Origin of the sequence: Saccharibacillus qingshengii (assembly GCF_013185195.1) — a bacterium.
Taxonomy (GTDB): domain Bacteria; phylum Bacillota; class Bacilli; order Paenibacillales; family Paenibacillaceae; genus Saccharibacillus; species Saccharibacillus qingshengii.
This window is the reverse complement of record NZ_JAAZWC010000037.1, coordinates 21,821-40,538: the sequence shown is the minus strand read 5'-3', so window position 1 is coordinate 40,538 and position 18,718 is coordinate 21,821. Positions and strand designations below refer to the sequence as shown.

General features: G+C 42.7%; 15 protein-coding genes and 1 pseudogene. 6 read left to right on the top strand and 10 right to left on the bottom strand.

Features of this window, described 5'->3' with window-relative positions:
• Positions 1-227 precede the first annotated feature (227 nt).
• On the bottom strand, positions 228-467 hold the full coding sequence (locus HRQ60_RS21430) for a hypothetical protein (protein ID WP_172200074.1): 240 nt from the start codon (positions 465-467) through the stop codon (positions 228-230).
• 85 nt (positions 468-552) lie between these two features.
• Here HRQ60_RS21430 and HRQ60_RS21425 point away from each other — a divergent pair, with 85 nt between their 5' ends.
• Positions 553-1,110, top strand: coding sequence for a hypothetical protein (locus HRQ60_RS21425; protein ID WP_172200071.1), 558 nt, complete (start codon positions 553-555; stop codon positions 1,108-1,110).
• Between the two features lies 1 nt (position 1,111).
• Positions 1,112-1,783: a PIN domain-containing protein gene (locus HRQ60_RS21420; protein ID WP_172200068.1), complete on the top strand. Its 672-nt coding sequence runs from the start codon at positions 1,112-1,114 to the stop codon at positions 1,781-1,783.
• A gap of 49 nt (positions 1,784-1,832) precedes the next feature.
• On the opposite strand, the gene HRQ60_RS21415 is transcribed toward HRQ60_RS21420, so the two are convergent.
• The 8 genes and pseudogenes from HRQ60_RS21415 to HRQ60_RS21380 form a co-directional block, all read right to left on the bottom strand.
• A complete protein-coding gene (locus HRQ60_RS21415; protein ID WP_172200065.1) occupies positions 1,833-4,289 on the bottom strand; it encodes a DEAD/DEAH box helicase family protein in 2,457 nt (818 codons plus the stop codon).
• Entirely contained in the window at positions 4,273-4,599 is a 327-nt protein-coding gene (locus HRQ60_RS21410) for a nucleoside triphosphate pyrophosphohydrolase (RefSeq protein WP_172200062.1), read from the bottom strand. Before HRQ60_RS21410 ends, HRQ60_RS21415 begins: the two co-directional genes overlap by 17 nt.
• A 79-nt stretch (positions 4,600-4,678) precedes the next feature.
• Positions 4,679-5,704, bottom strand: a complete 1,026-nt coding sequence (locus tag HRQ60_RS21405; RefSeq protein WP_172200059.1) for a DNA cytosine methyltransferase — start codon at positions 5,702-5,704, stop codon at positions 4,679-4,681.
• A gap of 14 nt (positions 5,705-5,718) precedes the next feature.
• A complete protein-coding gene (gene drmB / locus HRQ60_RS21400) occupies positions 5,719-7,668 on the bottom strand; it encodes a DUF1998 domain-containing protein (RefSeq protein WP_172200056.1) in 1,950 nt (649 codons plus the stop codon).
• Positions 7,669-7,673: 5 nt separating this feature from the next.
• Complete coding sequence (locus HRQ60_RS21395; protein ID WP_246281429.1) at positions 7,674-11,330, bottom strand: helicase-related protein; 3,657 nt, start codon at positions 11,328-11,330, stop codon at positions 7,674-7,676.
• 16 nt (positions 11,331-11,346) lie between these two features.
• The gene (locus HRQ60_RS21390) at positions 11,347-13,971 is read right to left on the bottom strand and encodes a DrmE family protein (protein WP_172200053.1); all 2,625 of its coding nucleotides are present in this window, start codon (positions 13,969-13,971) and stop codon (positions 11,347-11,349) included.
• Positions 13,972-14,066: 95 nt separating this feature from the next.
• Positions 14,067-14,513 carry a 3'-5' exonuclease gene (locus HRQ60_RS23795; protein WP_343044782.1) on the bottom strand — a complete coding sequence of 149 codons (447 nt, stop codon included), beginning with the start codon at positions 14,511-14,513 and terminating at the stop codon, positions 14,067-14,069.
• Positions 14,514-14,604: 91 nt separating this feature from the next.
• Positions 14,605-15,708, bottom strand: a pseudogene (locus HRQ60_RS21380) (nuclease-related domain-containing protein); the annotation flags it as partial.
• Positions 15,709-16,143: 435 nt separating this feature from the next.
• Here HRQ60_RS21380 and HRQ60_RS21375 point away from each other — a divergent pair.
• The 3 genes from HRQ60_RS21375 to HRQ60_RS21365 are packed head-to-tail and all read left to right on the top strand — an operon-like array spanning position 16,144 to position 17,907.
• On the top strand, positions 16,144-16,515 hold the full coding sequence (locus HRQ60_RS21375) for a helix-turn-helix domain-containing protein (RefSeq protein ID WP_172200044.1): 372 nt from the start codon (positions 16,144-16,146) through the stop codon (positions 16,513-16,515).
• Positions 16,512-17,267 carry an ImmA/IrrE family metallo-endopeptidase gene (locus HRQ60_RS21370; protein ID WP_172200041.1) on the top strand — a complete coding sequence of 252 codons (756 nt, stop codon included), beginning with the start codon at positions 16,512-16,514 and terminating at the stop codon, positions 17,265-17,267. Before HRQ60_RS21375 ends, HRQ60_RS21370 begins: the two co-directional genes overlap by 4 nt.
• Positions 17,242-17,907, top strand: coding sequence for a hypothetical protein (locus HRQ60_RS21365; protein WP_172200038.1), 666 nt, complete (start codon positions 17,242-17,244; stop codon positions 17,905-17,907). The genes HRQ60_RS21370 and HRQ60_RS21365 overlap by 26 nt, the downstream gene beginning before the upstream one ends.
• A gap of 52 nt (positions 17,908-17,959) precedes the next feature.
• On the opposite strand, the gene HRQ60_RS23950 is transcribed toward HRQ60_RS21365, so the two are convergent.
• Entirely contained in the window at positions 17,960-18,088 is a 129-nt protein-coding gene (locus HRQ60_RS23950) for a hypothetical protein (RefSeq protein WP_281358155.1), read from the bottom strand.
• Between the two features lie 261 nt (positions 18,089-18,349).
• Between HRQ60_RS23950 and HRQ60_RS21360 the strand changes: the two genes are divergently transcribed.
• Complete coding sequence (locus HRQ60_RS21360; RefSeq protein WP_172200035.1) at positions 18,350-18,706, top strand: hypothetical protein; 357 nt, start codon at positions 18,350-18,352, stop codon at positions 18,704-18,706.
• The last annotated feature ends 12 nt before the right edge of the window (positions 18,707-18,718 follow it).

The following is an 18,718-nucleotide window of genomic DNA, read 5'->3' as shown; positions in this document are numbered from 1 at the left end:
TTCATTCTACACGAATCCGGCCGTGGGCCTTTTTATATTCAGTTCGAGGTGTTGCACTTCATTTTACAATCCGTCTTTTATTAAATAATTCGTTAACCCTTTTTCAAGGGTATTTAATTTAGCTTGTACAGAAAAATAGATGATAACGGGGATCAATAATAAAATCATGAAGATCAAAGATAGCACTTTAGCTTTTTTAGTTGACATATTCAGACCCCTTTCTGCAGTTATTTCATGCCTTTTATATCTCTTTTAAACTCTTCAGCAGCAATCCCCTTGTATTCATTTCCTTTTGGCAGCTCTTTTATACCTACGATAATATATTTGTCGCCTTCTATATGACAGTTCGCCATAGCTACGATATCTTTGATTAATTCCGCAAGATATGCTGGAGAATATTGAACGGCTTTAAATTCTAATTCATAACCTTCGTGTCCATTCAAAAGCAAATTTTTGATTTTATCCATATACCTATCCTCCCATGTTCCAAATGTTCTTTTCGCTAAACTTGTGGTATATTTTTAGCATAAAACAAAAGGAGTTGAGTCGTCTATGGGAAGCCTTAAGCAAAAAGATTCTTCTTATGATGGCCTCAAAAATTGGATTCTTAAAAAGATGGTAATCAGCGAAACCGATGCCGATACGCTGGTGCAGGCTCATATTCTCAAACTTCGAGCCGAAAGAAAACTTCAACAAGCACAAGCAAAGCTGTCTCCGGAACTTCAAAATGAATTTTCAAAAACTATCGAAGACGGCGACGTTCAGGAAGAGGTACGGCGAGTTCTTCACAATATAGAAATTGAAGAGCAATATACCCTCACGGAAAAGCCTGTTCCGCCGAAATTCCTCACTGTACGCGAAGTTTCAAACTATAAAGGTATCACTATGCAGCAGGTCAGACGCAATTGTATCTCGGGAAAATATAAGGCTGAGCAAGTTGCCGGAGAACATTCTTCTTGGAGGATTTGGGCTGACCAATTTGAAGAGGAAAACAGATTTGATGATTTCCTTCAGGAGAGAGAACAACAATTCCAGCGTACAGCCAAAGCAGCGAAGCTTGCACAGGAGATGTGGGTCGAAGAACTTGAAGAAGAAAAGGAAGATCAGTAATATGACGACTTCTTTTCCTTCAACTGATACTGTCCAAGTTTATATGATGGATACAAACGTAATCAGATATCAAGTCGGACGAAATAGTTCTTTGGAAGAACGTCGCCTTAAACAAGCAGCGATCGAATTCTGGGGTACTGTACAAGAAGAGACATTAGCCAGGCGTACCGAAATTATGCTGCCTAAAGAAGTTGTTGCTGAATTGGATATCCAAATGCACAGCTTAACTCTACAAAAACAAGATAAACTCCGTATAATCATCGAAAGCTTGTTGATCGATTCATTTGATTTGTCGCTTTCTTTGGAATACGACCTAAGAAAGTTCAGCAGCTATGTCATCCATCATTATCGTGAACATCTCATTCCTAAGCAGCAGACGACTATGCAGCATGGGAAAAGCAGCTATAAAATAGAATACTTGCAAACTTCCGACGCTCGAATTCTCGTCTCCGCCTATTTGAACGACGCCATCTTGGTGACTCGAAACATCAAAGATTTCATTGTTTATCTCTTATTCTGTGCTCCCGAAGAGAAACGGTTATACGACTTTGTCGAGAAACAGTTTGTGACCATTCCGGCAGAAGGATTAGATCTTATTTGTCAGGACTCATACTTTCAAGAAGTTCGATCCAAGTTGGAGCAACTGCTAGTCGGAGAAGAACAATTAGATTGAATTTATATTAAAAAGCACGGCTCCGCGATTGCGACGGAACCGTGCTTTCTTATTGAGAACGTCCAGTCTGTGCCCGCCGTTCAAAATGCACATGCAGCCGATACTCGCAAACCTCCTGCGTCCACCGGTGCAGCAGCTCCTTATCTTCTTCCGCCATTTCAAACGCCAACCCGAACGCCCCATCCGCAAACTCCACCTGACTGCCTTTCGCCCCCGCCCACTTGCTCATTGGCATGTCCGCGATCAGCTTCGTCACCTTACTTCGCGTCTGCTCGTTCCAGTTCCATAACGCTTTGGCTTCTTTGCCCGAAAAGTCGATCCGCTTGCGGTATTCCTTCTCCGTCAGATACCCGTGGAAAAATGCTGCCGCTTCCTCAGCCGTCACCGGCTCGTTCCAACGATCCGCGCCGCGTTCCAGCATATACAGCAGCACGATCATCTTGTAGCTTTTGGTCATGACTGTCTTCTCCGCGTCGCGCAGCCAAGCCTCATAACGCTCGTACACCTGCTGTTCCCGCTCATTCAACATCTCGGCCCAGCTCAGGAAACCTACGTAAGACCCGAATTCGTCCCGATAGCCTTTGCTCACGGACCGCCCCTGTAAATGCAGCTCCAGATAGGTCGGAATGCGGCCCAGCTCGCCTTTGAGATCGAGGAAATCGCGATGCAGCTTCTCCCGGTATGGCGCGCGTTTGCGGCTCAGTTCATCCAGCAGATTGACGACCGCCGTCTCCAATTGGATCGAGCAGCTGTCCGGCAAAGCTGGAACCGCTGTGAGACGGTCTTTTTTCACATCCGACTCTTCCCCATAATCCGCAAACAAACTCAGCTTCACATCCGCGTTCCGGTAGTTTCCGATCAGGTCGATAATGACGCAGTGCGATTTGCCTTCCGCCAGACGCAGACCCCGGCCTATCTGCTGAGTGAACACGGTCAGCGACTCGGTTGGCCGGACGAACAGCAGCGTATCGACGCTCGGAATGTCCGTGCCTTCATTGAACAGATCGACGGTGAACAGTACTTCCAGCTCGGCATTGTCCAGCCTGCGGATCGCTTCGTCCCGGCTCATCTCACGGGTACGCGAATGCAGGCTGAGCGTCCGGTTACCGCGTGTGCAGAAGTAGTCCGACAAATAATCCGCCTGCTGGATCGACGAACAGAACGCGATCGTCCGTGTCTGCCTTCTAAGCATCCAAGCTTCATATACGCGCTCCGCATACTCTTCCCGAAGCTGCGCCGCAAGCAGCTGCTCCTCGTCGTAATGGCTGCCCAGCCAGCGAATGCCCGAATAGTCCGTCTCGTCGTGCACGCCGTAATACTGGAAAGGCGCCAGCCATTCCCTCCGGATCGCCTCGATAAAATGAATCCGGTACGCCACATTCCCGCCGCACAGCGCATACACGTCCTGCCCGTCCATCCGATCCGGCGTCGCCGTAATGCCCAGCATAAACTGCGGTTTGAAATAGTCGATCACCGACTGATACGATCTCGCTGCCGCATGATGGAACTCGTCGATGACAATCAGGTCAAAAGCATACGGCGCAAACGTCTCCCGATGCTTTTTCATCCCCAGCGTATAGATCGAAGCAAACACGCAGTCCGCATCGCTATCCTTGCTCTGCCCGTTATAGAGACCGTGGCTGCGCTCCGGAAGAACGTGCGTGAACGAGCGGACTGCCTGCTTGAGAATCTCTTCGCGGTGCGCGACGAACAGAACCCTTTGATACCTTTTCGCCAAAAAAGCCGCCAAATACGTTTTCCCAAGTCCGGTCGCCATAACCACCATTGCGCGGTCGTACTCTTCCTCGATCGTGGCCGTCAGCGCATCCAACGCCATCTCTTGAGCAGGGCGCGGCCGGATTGTCGTCTCCGTCTGCTGCTCCTCTGCCGATGCCTCTTCCGTCTGCACATCCCCAATATCCGCTTCGGCTTCCTCCATCTCGATCACCTGCCGCTGCAGCTCGGGATTCTTGCGGTGATTAAGCAGATACTCTTCTTCGTACAGCGCGATCGTATCCTCTGTCAGCGGCAGCGTGGCGTCGTGATACAGGTTCTCCATGAATTGATCCATCGCGCTGCGGAACGTATACGGCTCCGCCTGCGCGTTCATCGCCAGATTCCACTCATACCCCGTCTTCATCGCCGAAAACGAAAAATTGGAAGAGCCGACGATGAGCAGCCCTTCCCCATTTTCGTAGTCGAACAGATAAGCTTTGGGATGAAAAGACGTTCCCATACTCCGCCACAGCCGCGCTTCGAGCCGATCGTCGATATTCAGCAGCTTCCGCAGCCCTTCCGGCTGGGTGATGTACAGATAATCTCCCGCCAGCATCTTTACCTCGGCCCCGCGGTCCAGCGCCTTTTTCAGATGCGGAGCCAGCAGATTAACTCCGGACTGCATAAGAAAAGACGTCATGATATAGATCCCTGTCGCATTCTGCATCCCCGCAATCAGCTCATCCCCCAGGTTGCGGGTGATGAGCTTGACGTTAAGATTCGTGGACATCGATCAGGTAGATCCGCTCGTCGAACCCGCCGCGCTTGGCGGCTTTTTCGGCGCGGATCTGCTCCAGTGTATCGGGATCTGCACCGTGCGTAACCGCGAGGGCGCGGATCACTTCGATCATATCGGCGAGTTCTTCCAGCGCATCGGCGTCGGAGGAAGTGGCGAAGTATTCGTCGGCTTCCTCTCGCAGCTTGGCGCGGAGTTCAGCTGCATATTCGGCTTCGTTCAGGATGCGGGTGGTGGATGATTTGCCGGTGGAAGCTATGATGGACGGGATGAGGTTGCGGATTAGTTTGTTGTGGGTTGGCATCTTTGTCTCCTGAATAAATTGATAACAATAAAAATTCTAATAAGCTTAGAGTTTCTGAATTTCACTTTACAAGACATATTTATTCAATCCCTAGATCAAATAAATGAGTAAAAACTCCTTCACTTTGAACTTGGCTAAATTTAGGAGGAAGAGCGTTACCTATCATTAGAGCAATATTAGTTTTAGGTATAGATGCTGGAAAGATATAATCAATAGGAAATGTTTGGAGCAGAGCAGCTTCACGCGCAGTTATACAACGATGTTCTTCTGGATGAAGAAACCTACCCTTTGATGGATTTAGACATCCACCTGTTATGGTAGAAGATACAGCGTCCCATTTTAAACGCCCATAAACATCACTAAAACCAATGCCTTCTTTTTTATGACATTCCAACGTATACTCCGCAGGCAGATCCTTTCTACCCCCTCCATCTACGGGAATCCTTTCGATCATCTCTTGAATTTTTGCTTTATGGCGCGGATAAATTCGATGTACGTGATCTGCGGTATTCTCAATACTTTCTATATCACCAATTGCGTCTCTTACTGTTCTCTTTTCTCCAGTGCCATCCACAACTTTTATTTCTCCTATTCTAGAACCCAGCATAACAAATCTTTTTCGCCTCTGAGGTACGCCGTAATCCTCCACATTGATAATTTTATAATCCAGGCGGTAACCTAATTCGACAAGTCTGTCTTTTACGACTCCAAATAAATCATAGTTAATTATGGAAGGAACATTTTCCATCATGATGGTCAAAGGCTCTAATTCTTCAATGAATCTTAAATATTCAAGTATAAGATTATTTCTTTCATCTTCTACCGCAATACTGCGATTCAACCGACGTACCGCTGAAAACCCCTGACATGGAGGACATCCTGCAAGAAAATGTAATTGGCGTCCATTTAAAGATTCACGAATTTCATTAGTATCAATACCTCTAATATCCTGGTTATACATACGAGTCGTCCCATGGTTGGAATCATAAGCTTGTGCTGCATATTTATCAAACTCAACTGCCGCAACCACTTCAAATCCCGCGTTTACAACGCCTTTAGACAATCCTCCACAACCGGAGAATAAATCAACCGCTGTATATGGCATCTTTCCACTCCTAATTATAAAAAACTACTTAACCACTCACTATAAAATCCAATACTTTTATTTTCAAAAGTACCCACTAAAAGTGCTCTATCTAGAAAAACATTGAACTCTTCGCAACAAGTTTCTGGCAATAGTACACATGAATGGCAAGCTGCTAAGTTCAATGATTCTCTTCCTTGCCCTGAACTTGAAATACAAATTGGATCGTTGGAACATAAATCTCCATATTCGATGGCTTTTTGGAACACACTAGTAAAACGATCAAAGTAACCTTGTCTTACAAGTCCACCAAGTGTCCCTTCTGAATCTCCACTAGCTGTATATATTAGTATTCCCGACATTTTTTTGTCATCTCTATCTTCGTCAACATCACAATATATACGCTCTCTCAAAGAAGCAGAAGTATAACCGCAGTCAAAACTTAGTTGTCTAATCAACATATGAGCTATAGTATGCAATAAAACAAACTTAGCCGTAATTTCTTTCGGATTCGCTTGTCCTTGATAAGAAGCAGAATAACTTTTATTTAACAATTTAATTCTGTTAGTTACTTGCGGATTTTTTGCTATCCAAGAATAAATACTGTCCTCCTTAAATTCTATAAAAATCCCTTCTCCTCGAACTTCATAACCGGGGTACCATTTAGTATCAGGTTCTTTTACCGAAACTAAATTTCCAACTCCATTTTCCGAATCTATATTATTCGGAGGATTGATCCTACTAAATCCAGTTAGTGCTCTAACTTCTCTAACTTTATGGACAAGCGCGATTTTATTTAAATGAGGTATCGAATATTGATCGACATTCATTTCTTCACAAATAAATTCATTTTCTTCAAGATCTTTGACTGGAATCTTACCCGTTAAAGCTTCATATTCTTCTCTCTTATAGTCCAAAGTATTCGCTTGCGGAACGACAGTTTCATCTTGAACTTTTAGCAATCGCCTTACCAATATATTTCGAATCACTGTTGCATTACCATCGATTTCTCTTGCAATCTCTTCTGACCTTCTGTCTATCTTTTTCTCTATCTCCAAGCGTATATGATCTTTATCATATTCATCTTCATCTTCATCTTCGTAAAGCCCTTCCACATAATTCATAAACCTCTCATAAGCTTTAGATTCCGAAATTTTTGTGTTGACTTTTTCTGAATAAGGAGGAATCACTAATGAACTAACAATATTAGGATAATATATTGATGAAGCTCCTCTTTGCATTACCTTAGGATAACAATCGCAGTGCTCAGTTTTATTTTTCCAAGGCATCCTTCCCGCGCATCGATAATTTTCAGTTGCGAATTGCTTTCCAAACTTTTCATCCATCTCTTGCATAGCATTTTTTTCAAAGGCTCTAGCCAATGTCGTGCTTGCTTTACAATTTTCGCAAGTCACCACTAGACCTTCAAGACCAGCAGTCGCAACTGCTCCTGTTTTAAAAGATAGCTTAGGGTTAGAGCAAACTTTTTTTGCTCCTCCTCTATTTCTATGGTGCGTCCATTCAATCCAGGGAAAATCGGATATATGTCCCTTTTCGCAAGCAACTACAATTCGCGCCGGTATAATATCCATTCTACATTCTACACATCTCGGTCGTTTCATGTTTTGATCTTTATCTTTTTTGGTATTTTTTTTAAGGTATTCGTTTCTCCAATCATTTATAGGCTGAAACCATCTACAACGTGGACAAAAATACCATTCAGGGAATCTTACATAAGCTACTCCCCAATTATTAACACCATTTTTCGGTGCGCCAAAATGAGTGACTTTTAATGCTCTGGCCAGACGTTCATCTTCTATGCGTAAAATAGGTGCCCAATATTCAGGCGAGGCCGTCATAAGCGTTTGATCTGGAAAGTCTACCATAGCTCCCACTCCATACTGCAAAACCGCTTGTGAGCTTCGTAAGCTGTATTTGACCTTGTTCAGATTTTCAATACTTTTTTGTTGTTCAAGCTTGGACATAATCATCACTCCCAAATAATCATTCCCGCTGACACACTCTGATCCACATTACGCATGGAAGTTAAAGTTTCTCTTGCCGGGTCTTTTGCTTCGCTCGCAAAAACCTTAATCAGTCTTTTCACATCAATCGGCGGAGCGTTCATAATATACTTATCTCCATAAACAAACTCTTCTCCAGCACTTCTTTCTATCTTGTCTTGCCATTCTTCCCAGAATTCTTCCATCTCTTTTTCTACTTCCACCATTTCTTGCTCTATTTTAAGTGTTGATCGTCCATTTATATCCCTCATTCGACTCAGAATGAATTCTTGAATATCTTGGAGTTCATCTATGTCTTTTTTGAAATATTTTACATCTTGATCTTTGACTAGTCCGTATCGATGACGCATTAAAGTAATCATTACAGCGTGTAGAGCTCGTTCTCTAGCTGGCTTCGAAAAAGGGGTTACACCAGTTGGCTCAACGAATCTATAAAAAGATTCATGATAACTTCTAAATTGCTCGTAATGAGATCGGTCTCTGCTTTTAGAACCGTCATAAAGAACGATTGCCATTCCTGGATAAGTTCTTCCAATTCTACTTGAAGCTTGAATGTATTCACTGGTAGATTTAGGTTGACCTACTAACAACATAACATTAAGCCTAGAAACGTCCACTCCAACTGAAATCATATTACTGGCTAACAATACATTAATAGCATATTTTTTGTTTTTAACATTTTCTGAACTATATTCCAGTTGTTCGAGTTTTTCTAAAGTTTCATTTAATTCAGAAGTAGAAATTCTACTTGTCAATTCTTTTGCAGAACCAATAGGCCTTGCAAGGTCATTTCTTTTACCAAATCTTTGCGCCATACGACGCATAAAATCTTTTACATCGTCTTCGATTAAGTTTGTACACTTACTAAGATCTCTTAAACTATTAAAGTAAATAGCAAGCGTCCAGAATTTATCTTTAATTTTCTCTGATAAATCTAACATATGAACCTGTTGAAGAGTAGCCGCTATCGTTCTTATTTCCATCATGGCTTTAGTTTTCCCCGCAGGCATTAATCCTACGTAAAAACGCCCTGGCTTCGTCTCAGTATTTGCTTCTTTAGAGAAAAAGGAATCATCAGCATCTATACCAGCGGGCGGAAATTGCTTCACCTCACGATTATACAAGTTAGAACATTGTTCTTGAGCCCTTCTAATAGTAGCGGTAGAAGCAACAATTTTAGGTTTTACTCCTTTTGCGCTGCAAAGGGCGTCTATAGCTGTTTCATATAATCCAACCATGGTTCCTAAAGGACCTGAAATCAAGTGTAGCTCATCTTGAATAATCAATTCGGGAGTACGATTGGAACTAGACGAAGCAAAGAAAGCTCCCGCTTCTTTTTTCCAAGGAAGCATAGCAAACTTGTCTACCGTTCCGAATAATAAAGTAGGAGGATTTTTATAAAGTTCTTCGTCTACTACTTGAAAAGGTAAGTCGTTTTCAAAAATACAGCCTTCTTGAGGACAAGACATTCTAAAAGAAGTATTGCCATTCATTCGATAACCCCAAGATCCAACAACTTTTTGTGTGTTCGTATCAATTTCCTTTGTTAGTTTCGTTCCACACCAAGGACATTTGAGAATTTGAAATTTACTATTTCGATCTTTTATATCTCTTAAGTCGTTCTTCGTAGCCTTTCGAAGTGCAGATAAAAATTTTACTGCATCTTCATTTTTGTTAGGAGTATGACTAGAACCGATCCATAAACCTATTGAAATTTCTTCCTTGCCAAGTTCATAAAATGGATAATTCGATTTAGAATTGCTATTTACCTTTCTGCTCCTATTAGAGTTCTTTGAATAAAATTCCCGTCGGATTACTTCGCAAGCACATATTAAAGTTCCAGCTCGAACAAATTGTTGAGCAGCAAGGAGCCTTAACGTATATCGCATAATAACTGTAGTGCCGTACGAAGTTTCTTTATGATTCAGTCTTCTGAAGAAAATTGTAAAAGCAGTTAAACCTAAGTAAGCTTCTGTCTTACCTCCTCCTGTTGGAAACCAAATAAGGTCTACAAGATCCCGATCCTCACAAGTCTCGTTCACCATGGAATTCAAGCTCATGAGAAGAAATGCAAGCTGAAACGGTCTCCATTTATATTTTGCTTCGTCTACATAGTAATAATTAAGATCACTCATCTTTTTCTGAAGTATTGCGTTACCTGGATAATGATCTTCTTTTTGTAAATCCAAATGTATTCGTTGCATAAACATTGCTCTATTGGACAATTGAAATGCTATATAAGCATTCTCGTTCTGTTCTAAAATTTTTATCCCTTCATACATGCGATTACTAGCAATAAGACAATCCTGTATATGTAACATAGCAGTTTCTCTCATTTGCCCATCTAATACAGAAGCTTTTTTGGTGATTTCTTTAATCCATTTTTCATATGATTTGACTAGAGTTTTTAAAGCCTCAAGCTTTTCTTTTTTATCAGCTTCATCTAGATCTGATAAATACTTCATATGCAGTGTTTTGGTTTTGACTTCCAGGTCATTCAATTCAAACTCTACTTGAGGAACCTGACGCAAAGGCATGTACTCTGTATAAACAGTTCCACTTCCATTATCATCCACGGACCAATCGACCGAAACTCCATGACCTGTAGCATAAACCTTCTTATTTCTATAAAGTAATTGTAAAGAAAGTTCTTCCACATCTTCTCCATTTCCATAATTTCTATTTACGTATGTTTCCAATTTCAATTTTGGATTATCAACTGTTCTTACGCAAAGATATGGTTGAAATATCGAATTCAGCCCATTATAGTTTCCGCTACTTGTGTTGACGAGCAGAGCAGTAAGTGCATATAATCCGTTCGATGTTTTTTTCTTAAGCACTATGAGTTTAAGAGAAGTATCACAAATAGGAGGAGACTGGGCCATACTGCCGTCAGCAAAATCAATCTCTACCAGTTTTTTATGCGGTTCTCTCAAAAACCCTTTTTCAAATTGATTACTGATTCTATATAAAGCATCAATAAGGCTGCTATCTTCAATTTCTTTACTCCTATCTATCTCGTTAACTTGTTTCCTAGTTAATCTCTGAAGTAGAAGGATGGCTTTATCTTGCTTTGAATATTGAACGATTTGCTTTATCTTATCAGGAAGCTCATAATCCGTCCCACGATCAAAAGGAATCTTACAGTTCTCAAGGAGAACATTCTTGTAAGTCCCAAAACGAACTAAAAAGGTAACCCTCTCAGGATTTTCCCCGACCATAAAAGTCATTCCCATGGATGAAGGCATATTCTGAGAAGATAAGGCTACATCTTCGTCAAGACTGTCCGTTTCCGGATCCAAGTCTCCTTTACTTATATCTCTGTAACCTCTGCTCTCCCGCTCCATTGGAGTAACGGCTGTGTTTTCTATTTCTTCCAGAATCTCATCCTCATGAATTAACTCTAATCCTAAATTCTTCGAAACTTCATTATTATCCGCTTTCATCTCATTTTTTTGTGGAAATAAAATACCCGTACTATATCTGATTTCAGGCAGATCCGTGATAATCTCATGAGCATCATCAGGCAATGAATATTCTGATCCTGGGCCAAGCAACTCACTTTTAAGTTTTTGCAATAAATTCGTGCGTGCCAAAAGAATATCTTCCAATTTAATCTCCAATTTTCGTTCCCCCTTTTTAAAAATGTACAGGCTTATTGATAAAATGTGGAGCTACGTATAGATCGTTCGCATTGGTTATCTTTTCTACCTTTAATGCCTTAATATGTTGCCGTTCGTTTCCTAGAAATAAAGCGGACAGCTCTTCATCTTCATCGCGTAACTTGGAGTCGTACAATCTCATAACTTCTAAGCCTATGAATTTAAGTATACGTGTTCTTAAAGAACGAATTTGACGACAAGCTTCGTGAAAAGCTTGATGATCTTCGTTCATAGCTGGATCTTCCGTTATTAGCGCGATAGCTTCAAAACTTTCCAAGTCTTTAGGTCCTACAATATAAATCTTATCGTCCAACCAAGATCTTATTGTCACCTCGTGTTTAGCACATCCGGCTTGCTTAAATTTGTAAGCAATATCCTTATAAGATAGGCCGTTTTTTTTCATGTATTCTTTTAAAACCACTTTCCAATATAAGCTTCTTTGATAAGATCGTAATAAAGCTCCTTGTTCTTTTTCAATTAATTCTTTCATTTTAGAGTCTATAAGATCTTTGATTTCTTTATCATAATTTGAAAAAAGTAAAGTGTCTTCGACTTCGAGAGAATCAATAGTCTCTTCAACAACTTGTTTTTTAGAATAATCGATAATATAAGTTGTATAGTTTCTAGTTAAAAATGCGACCTCACCACTTTCAAAGGAAACAATTTTAGATATTTCAACACCTTGAGATGGATCTTGAGAAATTGAATGAGAAGAATATGTCTCCAAAGAAAACCCGTCGATTAAACTTTCAAGTTCTTGTTCAAATGAGTAAACATCGACTACAGGAGTTTCGCTTTTTTCATTACTCCCTTTATCAGTTTGCTTTAGAGAAAAAGTCGGACGCTGATTTTCAGGAATAAAATGATTAAGTCTATTATAAAAGTCTATTTTTTTTTCATTAAAGAGTTCAATCTCTTTGAGTCTACTTTTATCGGTTTCATAGCAAAGATAGTCCACTCGATTAGCGTTACTTAATTCCACCGGGTTTAATATATTCCCTTCAAATATTCCCGAAAAAATCACAACTTCATAATCAAGTGATGTATCATACTTTTTAGGAGTAAGTATGTCGTAACTTTCCCACTTACTTCGGAGACCTGTTGGGAGTGCTTTGCTTACAATGTCCCTATAATATTTTTTAGATACAATCACAGCTTTTTTTTGTTTACTTTCACGGTCAAAAAATAACTTTTTTTTCACTTGCTCAAATTTAGGATTATTCATCCAAATATTACTTTTGAATATTTGTAAGATTTGGGTTATACGTTGCATTATCTCTTTTTCTGAACCATTGTAATTATGACTAATCGAATCTATATATTTTAGAGACTCGTTGGGTGAAAGAGCATTCAGTTCTCCTTGAGTTATCATTTCTTCCATAACACTAATCGGAAATATAGATCGTTCAAATAGATTCAGCAAGGAAAAACTTCTTACAATGAAATCTTTTAAGCTTAATTCTTGAGTTGCATTTTTAAGCATGATCATTAATTTATCTTTACATTCCCGAATGAGTAAGCTATCCATACTATTTTTAACGTCAATTATATTTATATTTTGAACAAAATTACGCTTAAGTAATTCATACTGCCTACTATTTATATATGACGAATGAATATGTTCTTTTTGAAAATCATTAACGTTTGATTCAATAGCCATTTGAGTCCAGGCATAATAAAAAAGGTCAGGGAAGTTTTTTTTCAAAGCTCTATAGTCGCCCTTTTGTAATTCGCCAACCAACAAACAGGTTTTTAAGGTAGAACGATTTAGGAGACTATCAAGCTCCATCGAATCAGAAAGAATATATGCTTCTCCTTCAACTATTAGAGTCTCTATATCTTTATCACTTATAATCAATTCTCTAGCAACAGAAAGCTTATTAACGAATTTAATGATGGGATTGGCTTTAGAAGAATTCCCAGCATAGTCGTAAGTATCATTTGTTGTGTAAAAAGCGGAAGGGAATATGGCGTTTATAGACTGGAAAGTCTTAGACGTTGTAGATAACTTCAAATTTTTAATATAGGAATCTGCTTTTTCTCTACTACAAACTATCAAGATGGATTTGTTTGAGTCCCTAGAAATTTTATCTATAGGAATTCCAAATAATGAAGCTAATAAGACGTCTTTTTTATCCTCTTTCAGTTTCAATCCTCTTCCATCTAACGATTGTGCATCCCCAAAATAAGGTTTTAGTTTATAGGTAAGATTAGCAGGTATAAAATTCGTTATAGGAGTTTTCCGCTTATCCAACGTTCTCACTTTAAAGTAACCGTTCGAATCTTTCCCCATAAATTCTCCCAAGCGTTTTTCGTAAATCACCTTATCTCCAACAGATAAAAAATCCAAAAAACTTCCTTGTGAATTACTGTTAGATATAAAAGCGCGAAATGTTCCTATCAATAAAGCTAATAGCGTAATAGGTGTTATATCAGTGTGTAGGATCAATACTTTCCTTTTTTCATCTTCACTGAAAATTTTAATTAATTCTTTTTTATTTGTACTAATGAAATCAGTGTCAATAATCTCTTCTTCTCGCCAAGTGAATCGACCTTTTGAAAGCGAATTATCCAGCGAAGCAACTGTCATAGCGGTTATCATGAACCCCACATCCTTAATGAACTATTTAAACTATGCTTGAGCACTTTTTAAAAATATTATTTCTTCTTTCACAGAATCCAGCAAACCCCTCTGCCTTACAATAACTCAAAAACAACCAATCCATCGCCCGAGTCATCCCGATTCGAACTGTCGATCGTCGACAGCTTCACTTTATCCGCTCCCCGATCATAAGCCCGTTTGGGCGCCGGATTCTCCGCGATCCAGTCGTGCGGAATCTCCAATCGATCCAACTCTTTTCGCAGCCGATCTACATACGAATACGAGTAGTTGTTCCGCACCCGGTACAGAATCGCGATCTCCGCATACGGCACTTTTTTCTCGTCATGCAGCTTCCGGATCGCGGCAGCGACCCAGGCGGCTTCTTCGTTGAAGTTGGCGCACTGCCTGATGATCGGCTCCGCGCCTTTGCGCTTGGTGCTCTGGGGCGGGATGATCTCGACGCCTTCGATGCTGCTGCCTTCCTTGACGCGATCCTTCAGAGCCGAATGCGTGCGGTAAAAGTCCCAGGCAAAGCCGACGATCTGCGACGTGTTGCGGTAAAAGCGACTGAGTTTCCGGGTTCAGCACCTTGCTCAGCAGTTCCAGCCAAGACGGTTCGAAGTCCTGGCCTTCGTCGATCAGGATCGCGTCGTATTTGGGCAGGATGGTCTCGCCGCGATCGATCTTGGGCAGCAGCGTGTCGATTCCATCGTCCCGGATACGCAGCGCGTTCCACAGCCATTCATGGAAAGTCGCCGTTTCGATATTGTGCTTCTTGGCAGCCGAATTGCCATTCTCGCCTGTACACCTATCAGCAAAGTCGAACAGGTCTTCCGGTTCTTCCAGCATCTTCTGGATCATGCCTTTGAGCACACGGGACAGTGGGATGCCGTAGCAGAGCACGAGAATCTTCCAGTCCGGATGTTCCTTCGACAGCAGGCGGGCGCGGGCGGACAGGATGAGCGTCTTGCCGCTGCCGGCGACGCCTCGGATCAGGCGGTTCTTGTCGCCGAGCTGACGTGCCAGCGCTTCCTGATGCAGATCCATCGCCTGCAGATTGTGCAGCGACAGCAGCAGCTGATCGTCGTAATGCGACGGCAGCTTGAACTCCGCGCTGATGCGCACTTCGGGGAACAGATGGTAGCGGATCGCTTTGACGTCTTCCGCGCTCAGCAGTTGGCTTGCGTGAAAAGGAAAATTGAACATGCCCAGCATCCGCTCCAGCAGCGCGGTACCGTCGAAGCTTTCGTTTTCCGTATCGATATCGTCCCGGGTCAGCAGGAACTGCGGATCGATCACGCGGTGCAGTTGGTGCTTGACGATATGCGTCTCGCGCATCCGAGTGAACACGACGCCGAAGCCGAACCGGAATTTGAGTCTGCCGTAATGGCTCCCGCCGACTTTGATCAAGCTTTTGTCTTTTTTGAGTTTGTCCACGATATTAAAAGCATAGGTACGAGCCTGATGCAGCGGATTGCTGACGGTATGCAGCTCGCCCTTCGTGTTATAGATACGCCATTCGTCGGGATAGAGTTCGTACAGCGTGCTCTCGGTATAGTCCTTCACTTCAAGCACGAGCATGCCAAGATCCGGTCCGATCACGACATAGTCGGGACGACGGCCGGCGATTTGGGGTTCATAGTAGACGATGTAATCGTCGGGAAGGTGTTCGCGGAGCGTGTGGAACAGCAGGCGTTCGCCTGCGGTCGCTGTACGGGGCACGGTTTCCGGGATCATATAGGCCATAAGGTGTCACTCCCTGATGAGACAGATCCCGTGAAGAGGTCCGGTGCTTCCGGAATCTGGCGTGATGGATAGCAAAGCAATATAAATATGAAGCGGTGTCGTCAGCCATTAAAGCCAAGATTTAAAATGAAAGTTCCCACAAAAAAACACTCTAACCGGGCCCTCCGACATAGGTCATGAGTTTCATACTTACCTATGACCTATTGTAACTTGGTTATCGCCATTTTGGAACCGAATTACCACTTTTTTTCTAAATTCTTCTTTAACAGTCGAGGATATGCCTGGGAATTATCAAGCCATCTAACCCTCTGGTGTGTTCCTACCTTTAAAATCATTTTGTAGACGTCTACAAAATGCCTATAAACTGTATTATAATTAGTATAAATGCTTCTCGAAATAAAGAATTTTTGGAAAGGGGTTATGGTTATGACTATTTCTCAGGCTGCAGCTTCCAAGAAAATTCGCAGTTGGATGTTGGAAAACGGAAAGTCGATCAAATGGTTCGCCGATCAAATCGGAGTTAGCAAATCTTCCTTTGGACACCTGCTGACAGGCACAAGAAATTGGCAGCCCAAACAGTTGAAGGCCGTAGCTGAAGTTATGGGTATTCCTTTTGAGCAGTTGATCGACACTTCTGACGAGCCTGCCATCCAGCAGCCGGCGTATACGATCAGCTTAAGAGGAACCGCAGATTCCCGTACGGCCAAGCGGCATTTGGACCAGCTTGTGTTTGCCGTCGAAGATTGTGAGCGTATCGAATGGATGCTGAATCGGAACACGGAGACCTCCCGCGCATGACCAAGAATCTTCTTTTTACATCCAAAAATGTCGGAGAAGCTTTTGCCGGTCAAGCTCTTGCCGAGCATTTCGGTGCCGAAGTGTTTATAGGTCCAAGTATCGAAATGAAGCTGCAAGAACTGGCAAGCGTCGTGTATCATGAGGTTCCGGACAGCAATTATTACGGCGCTACAATCAGCTACTCAAGCGAGAAAACGTATATTGCTTTGAACACCTTTCATCCGCTTCGAATTCGTTATTTTACGGCTGCGCATGAGCTATGGCATGTACTTGGATTGGACAAAATCGGCGGAAATATCGATTTGGAAAAAGCCGCAGAACGTTTTGCTGCCGCTTTGATGATGCCCGAATCTCTGATTCGACTATTGTGGGGACGCTTAAGCAAAAATTCTTCCGTAGAGCAAATCGTCTTTATGCTGGCAGATATGGCCTCAACGCCTTATCGCGCGACAGCCAAACGCCTTATCGAATTAAACCTGCTGCGTCCTTCCAAACATCCGGACCTTGTTGAAGAAGATTGGACAGCTTTGAGAAAAAAATTGAATCTCCCGCCCAGTCCTCTGGATATGCCCCTGTCTATTGTTCAATTCAACCGATATGAACAAAATATTGAACGGGCGTTAGAGTCCGGCCTTACGGATCGATTAAGCGCTGCCTCTAAACTCACGAATTTTTCGCCGGAAAAAGCTGCGGAGTATCAAAGTCATATTGTACAAGGCATTCAGAATGAATCCGGCGGAACAGAAGAATGAGCAAACGAGGCGGACGAGTTTTGTCGATACAAATATAATTATCGTTGCCTTCGCTTATCGAAACTGTGACGTATTAAGCTTGATTGGACAACTCTATGAAGAAATTTACATTCACCAGATGGTGCTGCGAGAGCTGCAAATCGGTCCGGTGAACGCACGTGTCCAGCAGTTTATTGATGCCGGTACATGGACACTATTCGACCCGGATGACTCTTCTTGCTTAGACGACGATTCATACGAAGCCTACAGACAGAATGTAAAAGAGATCCACGATGGGTTTCATCGCTTGAATCAAAAAAAGATTGCCGACGGACGTCCAGTCAAAAGCACCGCAAATCTCGGCGAAATTCATTGTCTGGCTGCGGCTCATCTGCTGAACGCTCAGTATATCTGCAGCAACGATTATGAAATTCAAGAAGTCATTGATGATGAGCAGCTAATCGTGTTCCTGGGAGAAGAAGGCAGTCCAAGCCGCATCATTCAAGATACGCTTGAAGATCTCTGCGTCTTGTTTGTAGAAAAAGGCCTGATGAGTCGAAAAGAATCCCGCAAACTGTTGAGTGCATCCTGCCAAGGTGACTCTGATTATGTACGAAAAAAGAAAATGGAACGCTTGGACCACAGACTTGCTCAAACTTAATTCACATACATACAAGGGGAGGCTTATTCCAAAGCCTCCCCTTTTGTTAGGATTAAGCCCTTGCCAGCTGGCCCGTCAGCTCCTCCATACATTCCTGCCGCAGCTCCAGAGCCAGCATGACCACCTGCACCTTCCCCCCATCCCCGTTGTCGTATACGATCCGTCGACCTGGTTCAGCCACGAACGCCGGACTCCGGGGATACACCAGATAGACGTTTTCCGTCTATCATTTTTTCCCGCATGCATACGCCTGATACATATCGCTCTGCGACATGCCGTAGTTCCGACCCGCGCACCATGAGAATTTTCACAAAGAAATAATAATTTCAGACTCAAATTCATTCAAATTAATTTTATTCTTCCCGAACTTTTAATCATTCCGGCGTGTCTATAAGAAGTACGACGATCCTCGTCCAATCTCGCCTGAGGAGTATACCGTTCTATGGAAAAGTTAAATCAATTCGCCCTTCTAATCGGCTGCCTGATCCTGGTCCAGCTGCTGCTCGGCATCTTTATCGTGAATGGACGTGCCGTGTTCAACGACAAGAAGCTGAAGCGGCGTTACCACTGGCTGCATACCGGACTGAGTGCGCTGCTGATCGTCCCGGCGCTTCTCTTCCTCTACTATCTGCCGGAAAAGACTGCGCTGCCATCCGCTGTCGGTATGGTGGCCTTGATCTATCTGCTGCATGCCGTGATCGACTTCAAGTATGTACGCGCAACGAGAGAGCACGTGGTATCGGGGATCATGGCCGCCGTGCACGCGGTGCTGGCGCTTGCGCTGTATCTGTTACGCTGAATCCGCTGCGCG

Coding starts and splice junctions, on each gene's coding strand:
- HRQ60_RS21430 (WP_172200074.1), bottom strand. CDS start 467: ATGGATAAAATCAAAAATTTGCTTTTGAATGGACACGAAGGTTATGAA.
- HRQ60_RS21425 (WP_172200071.1), top strand. CDS start 553: ATGGGAAGCCTTAAGCAAAAAGATTCTTCTTATGATGGCCTCAAAAAT.
- HRQ60_RS21420 (WP_172200068.1), top strand. CDS start 1,112: ATGACGACTTCTTTTCCTTCAACTGATACTGTCCAAGTTTATATGATG.
- HRQ60_RS21415 (WP_172200065.1), bottom strand. CDS start 4,289: ATGTCCACGAATCTTAACGTCAAGCTCATCACCCGCAACCTGGGGGAT.
- HRQ60_RS21410 (WP_172200062.1), bottom strand. CDS start 4,599: ATGCCAACCCACAACAAACTAATCCGCAACCTCATCCCGTCCATCATA.
- HRQ60_RS21405 (WP_172200059.1), bottom strand. CDS start 5,704: ATGCCATATACAGCGGTTGATTTATTCTCCGGTTGTGGAGGATTGTCT.
- drmB (WP_172200056.1), bottom strand. CDS start 7,668: ATGTCCAAGCTTGAACAACAAAAAAGTATTGAAAATCTGAACAAGGTC.
- HRQ60_RS21390 (WP_172200053.1), bottom strand. CDS start 13,971: ATGATAACCGCTATGACAGTTGCTTCGCTGGATAATTCGCTTTCAAAA.
- HRQ60_RS21375 (WP_172200044.1), top strand. CDS start 16,144: ATGACTATTTCTCAGGCTGCAGCTTCCAAGAAAATTCGCAGTTGGATG.
- HRQ60_RS21370 (WP_172200041.1), top strand. CDS start 16,512: ATGACCAAGAATCTTCTTTTTACATCCAAAAATGTCGGAGAAGCTTTT.
- HRQ60_RS21365 (WP_172200038.1), top strand. CDS start 17,242: ATGAATCCGGCGGAACAGAAGAATGAGCAAACGAGGCGGACGAGTTTT.
- HRQ60_RS21360 (WP_172200035.1), top strand. CDS start 18,350: ATGGAAAAGTTAAATCAATTCGCCCTTCTAATCGGCTGCCTGATCCTG.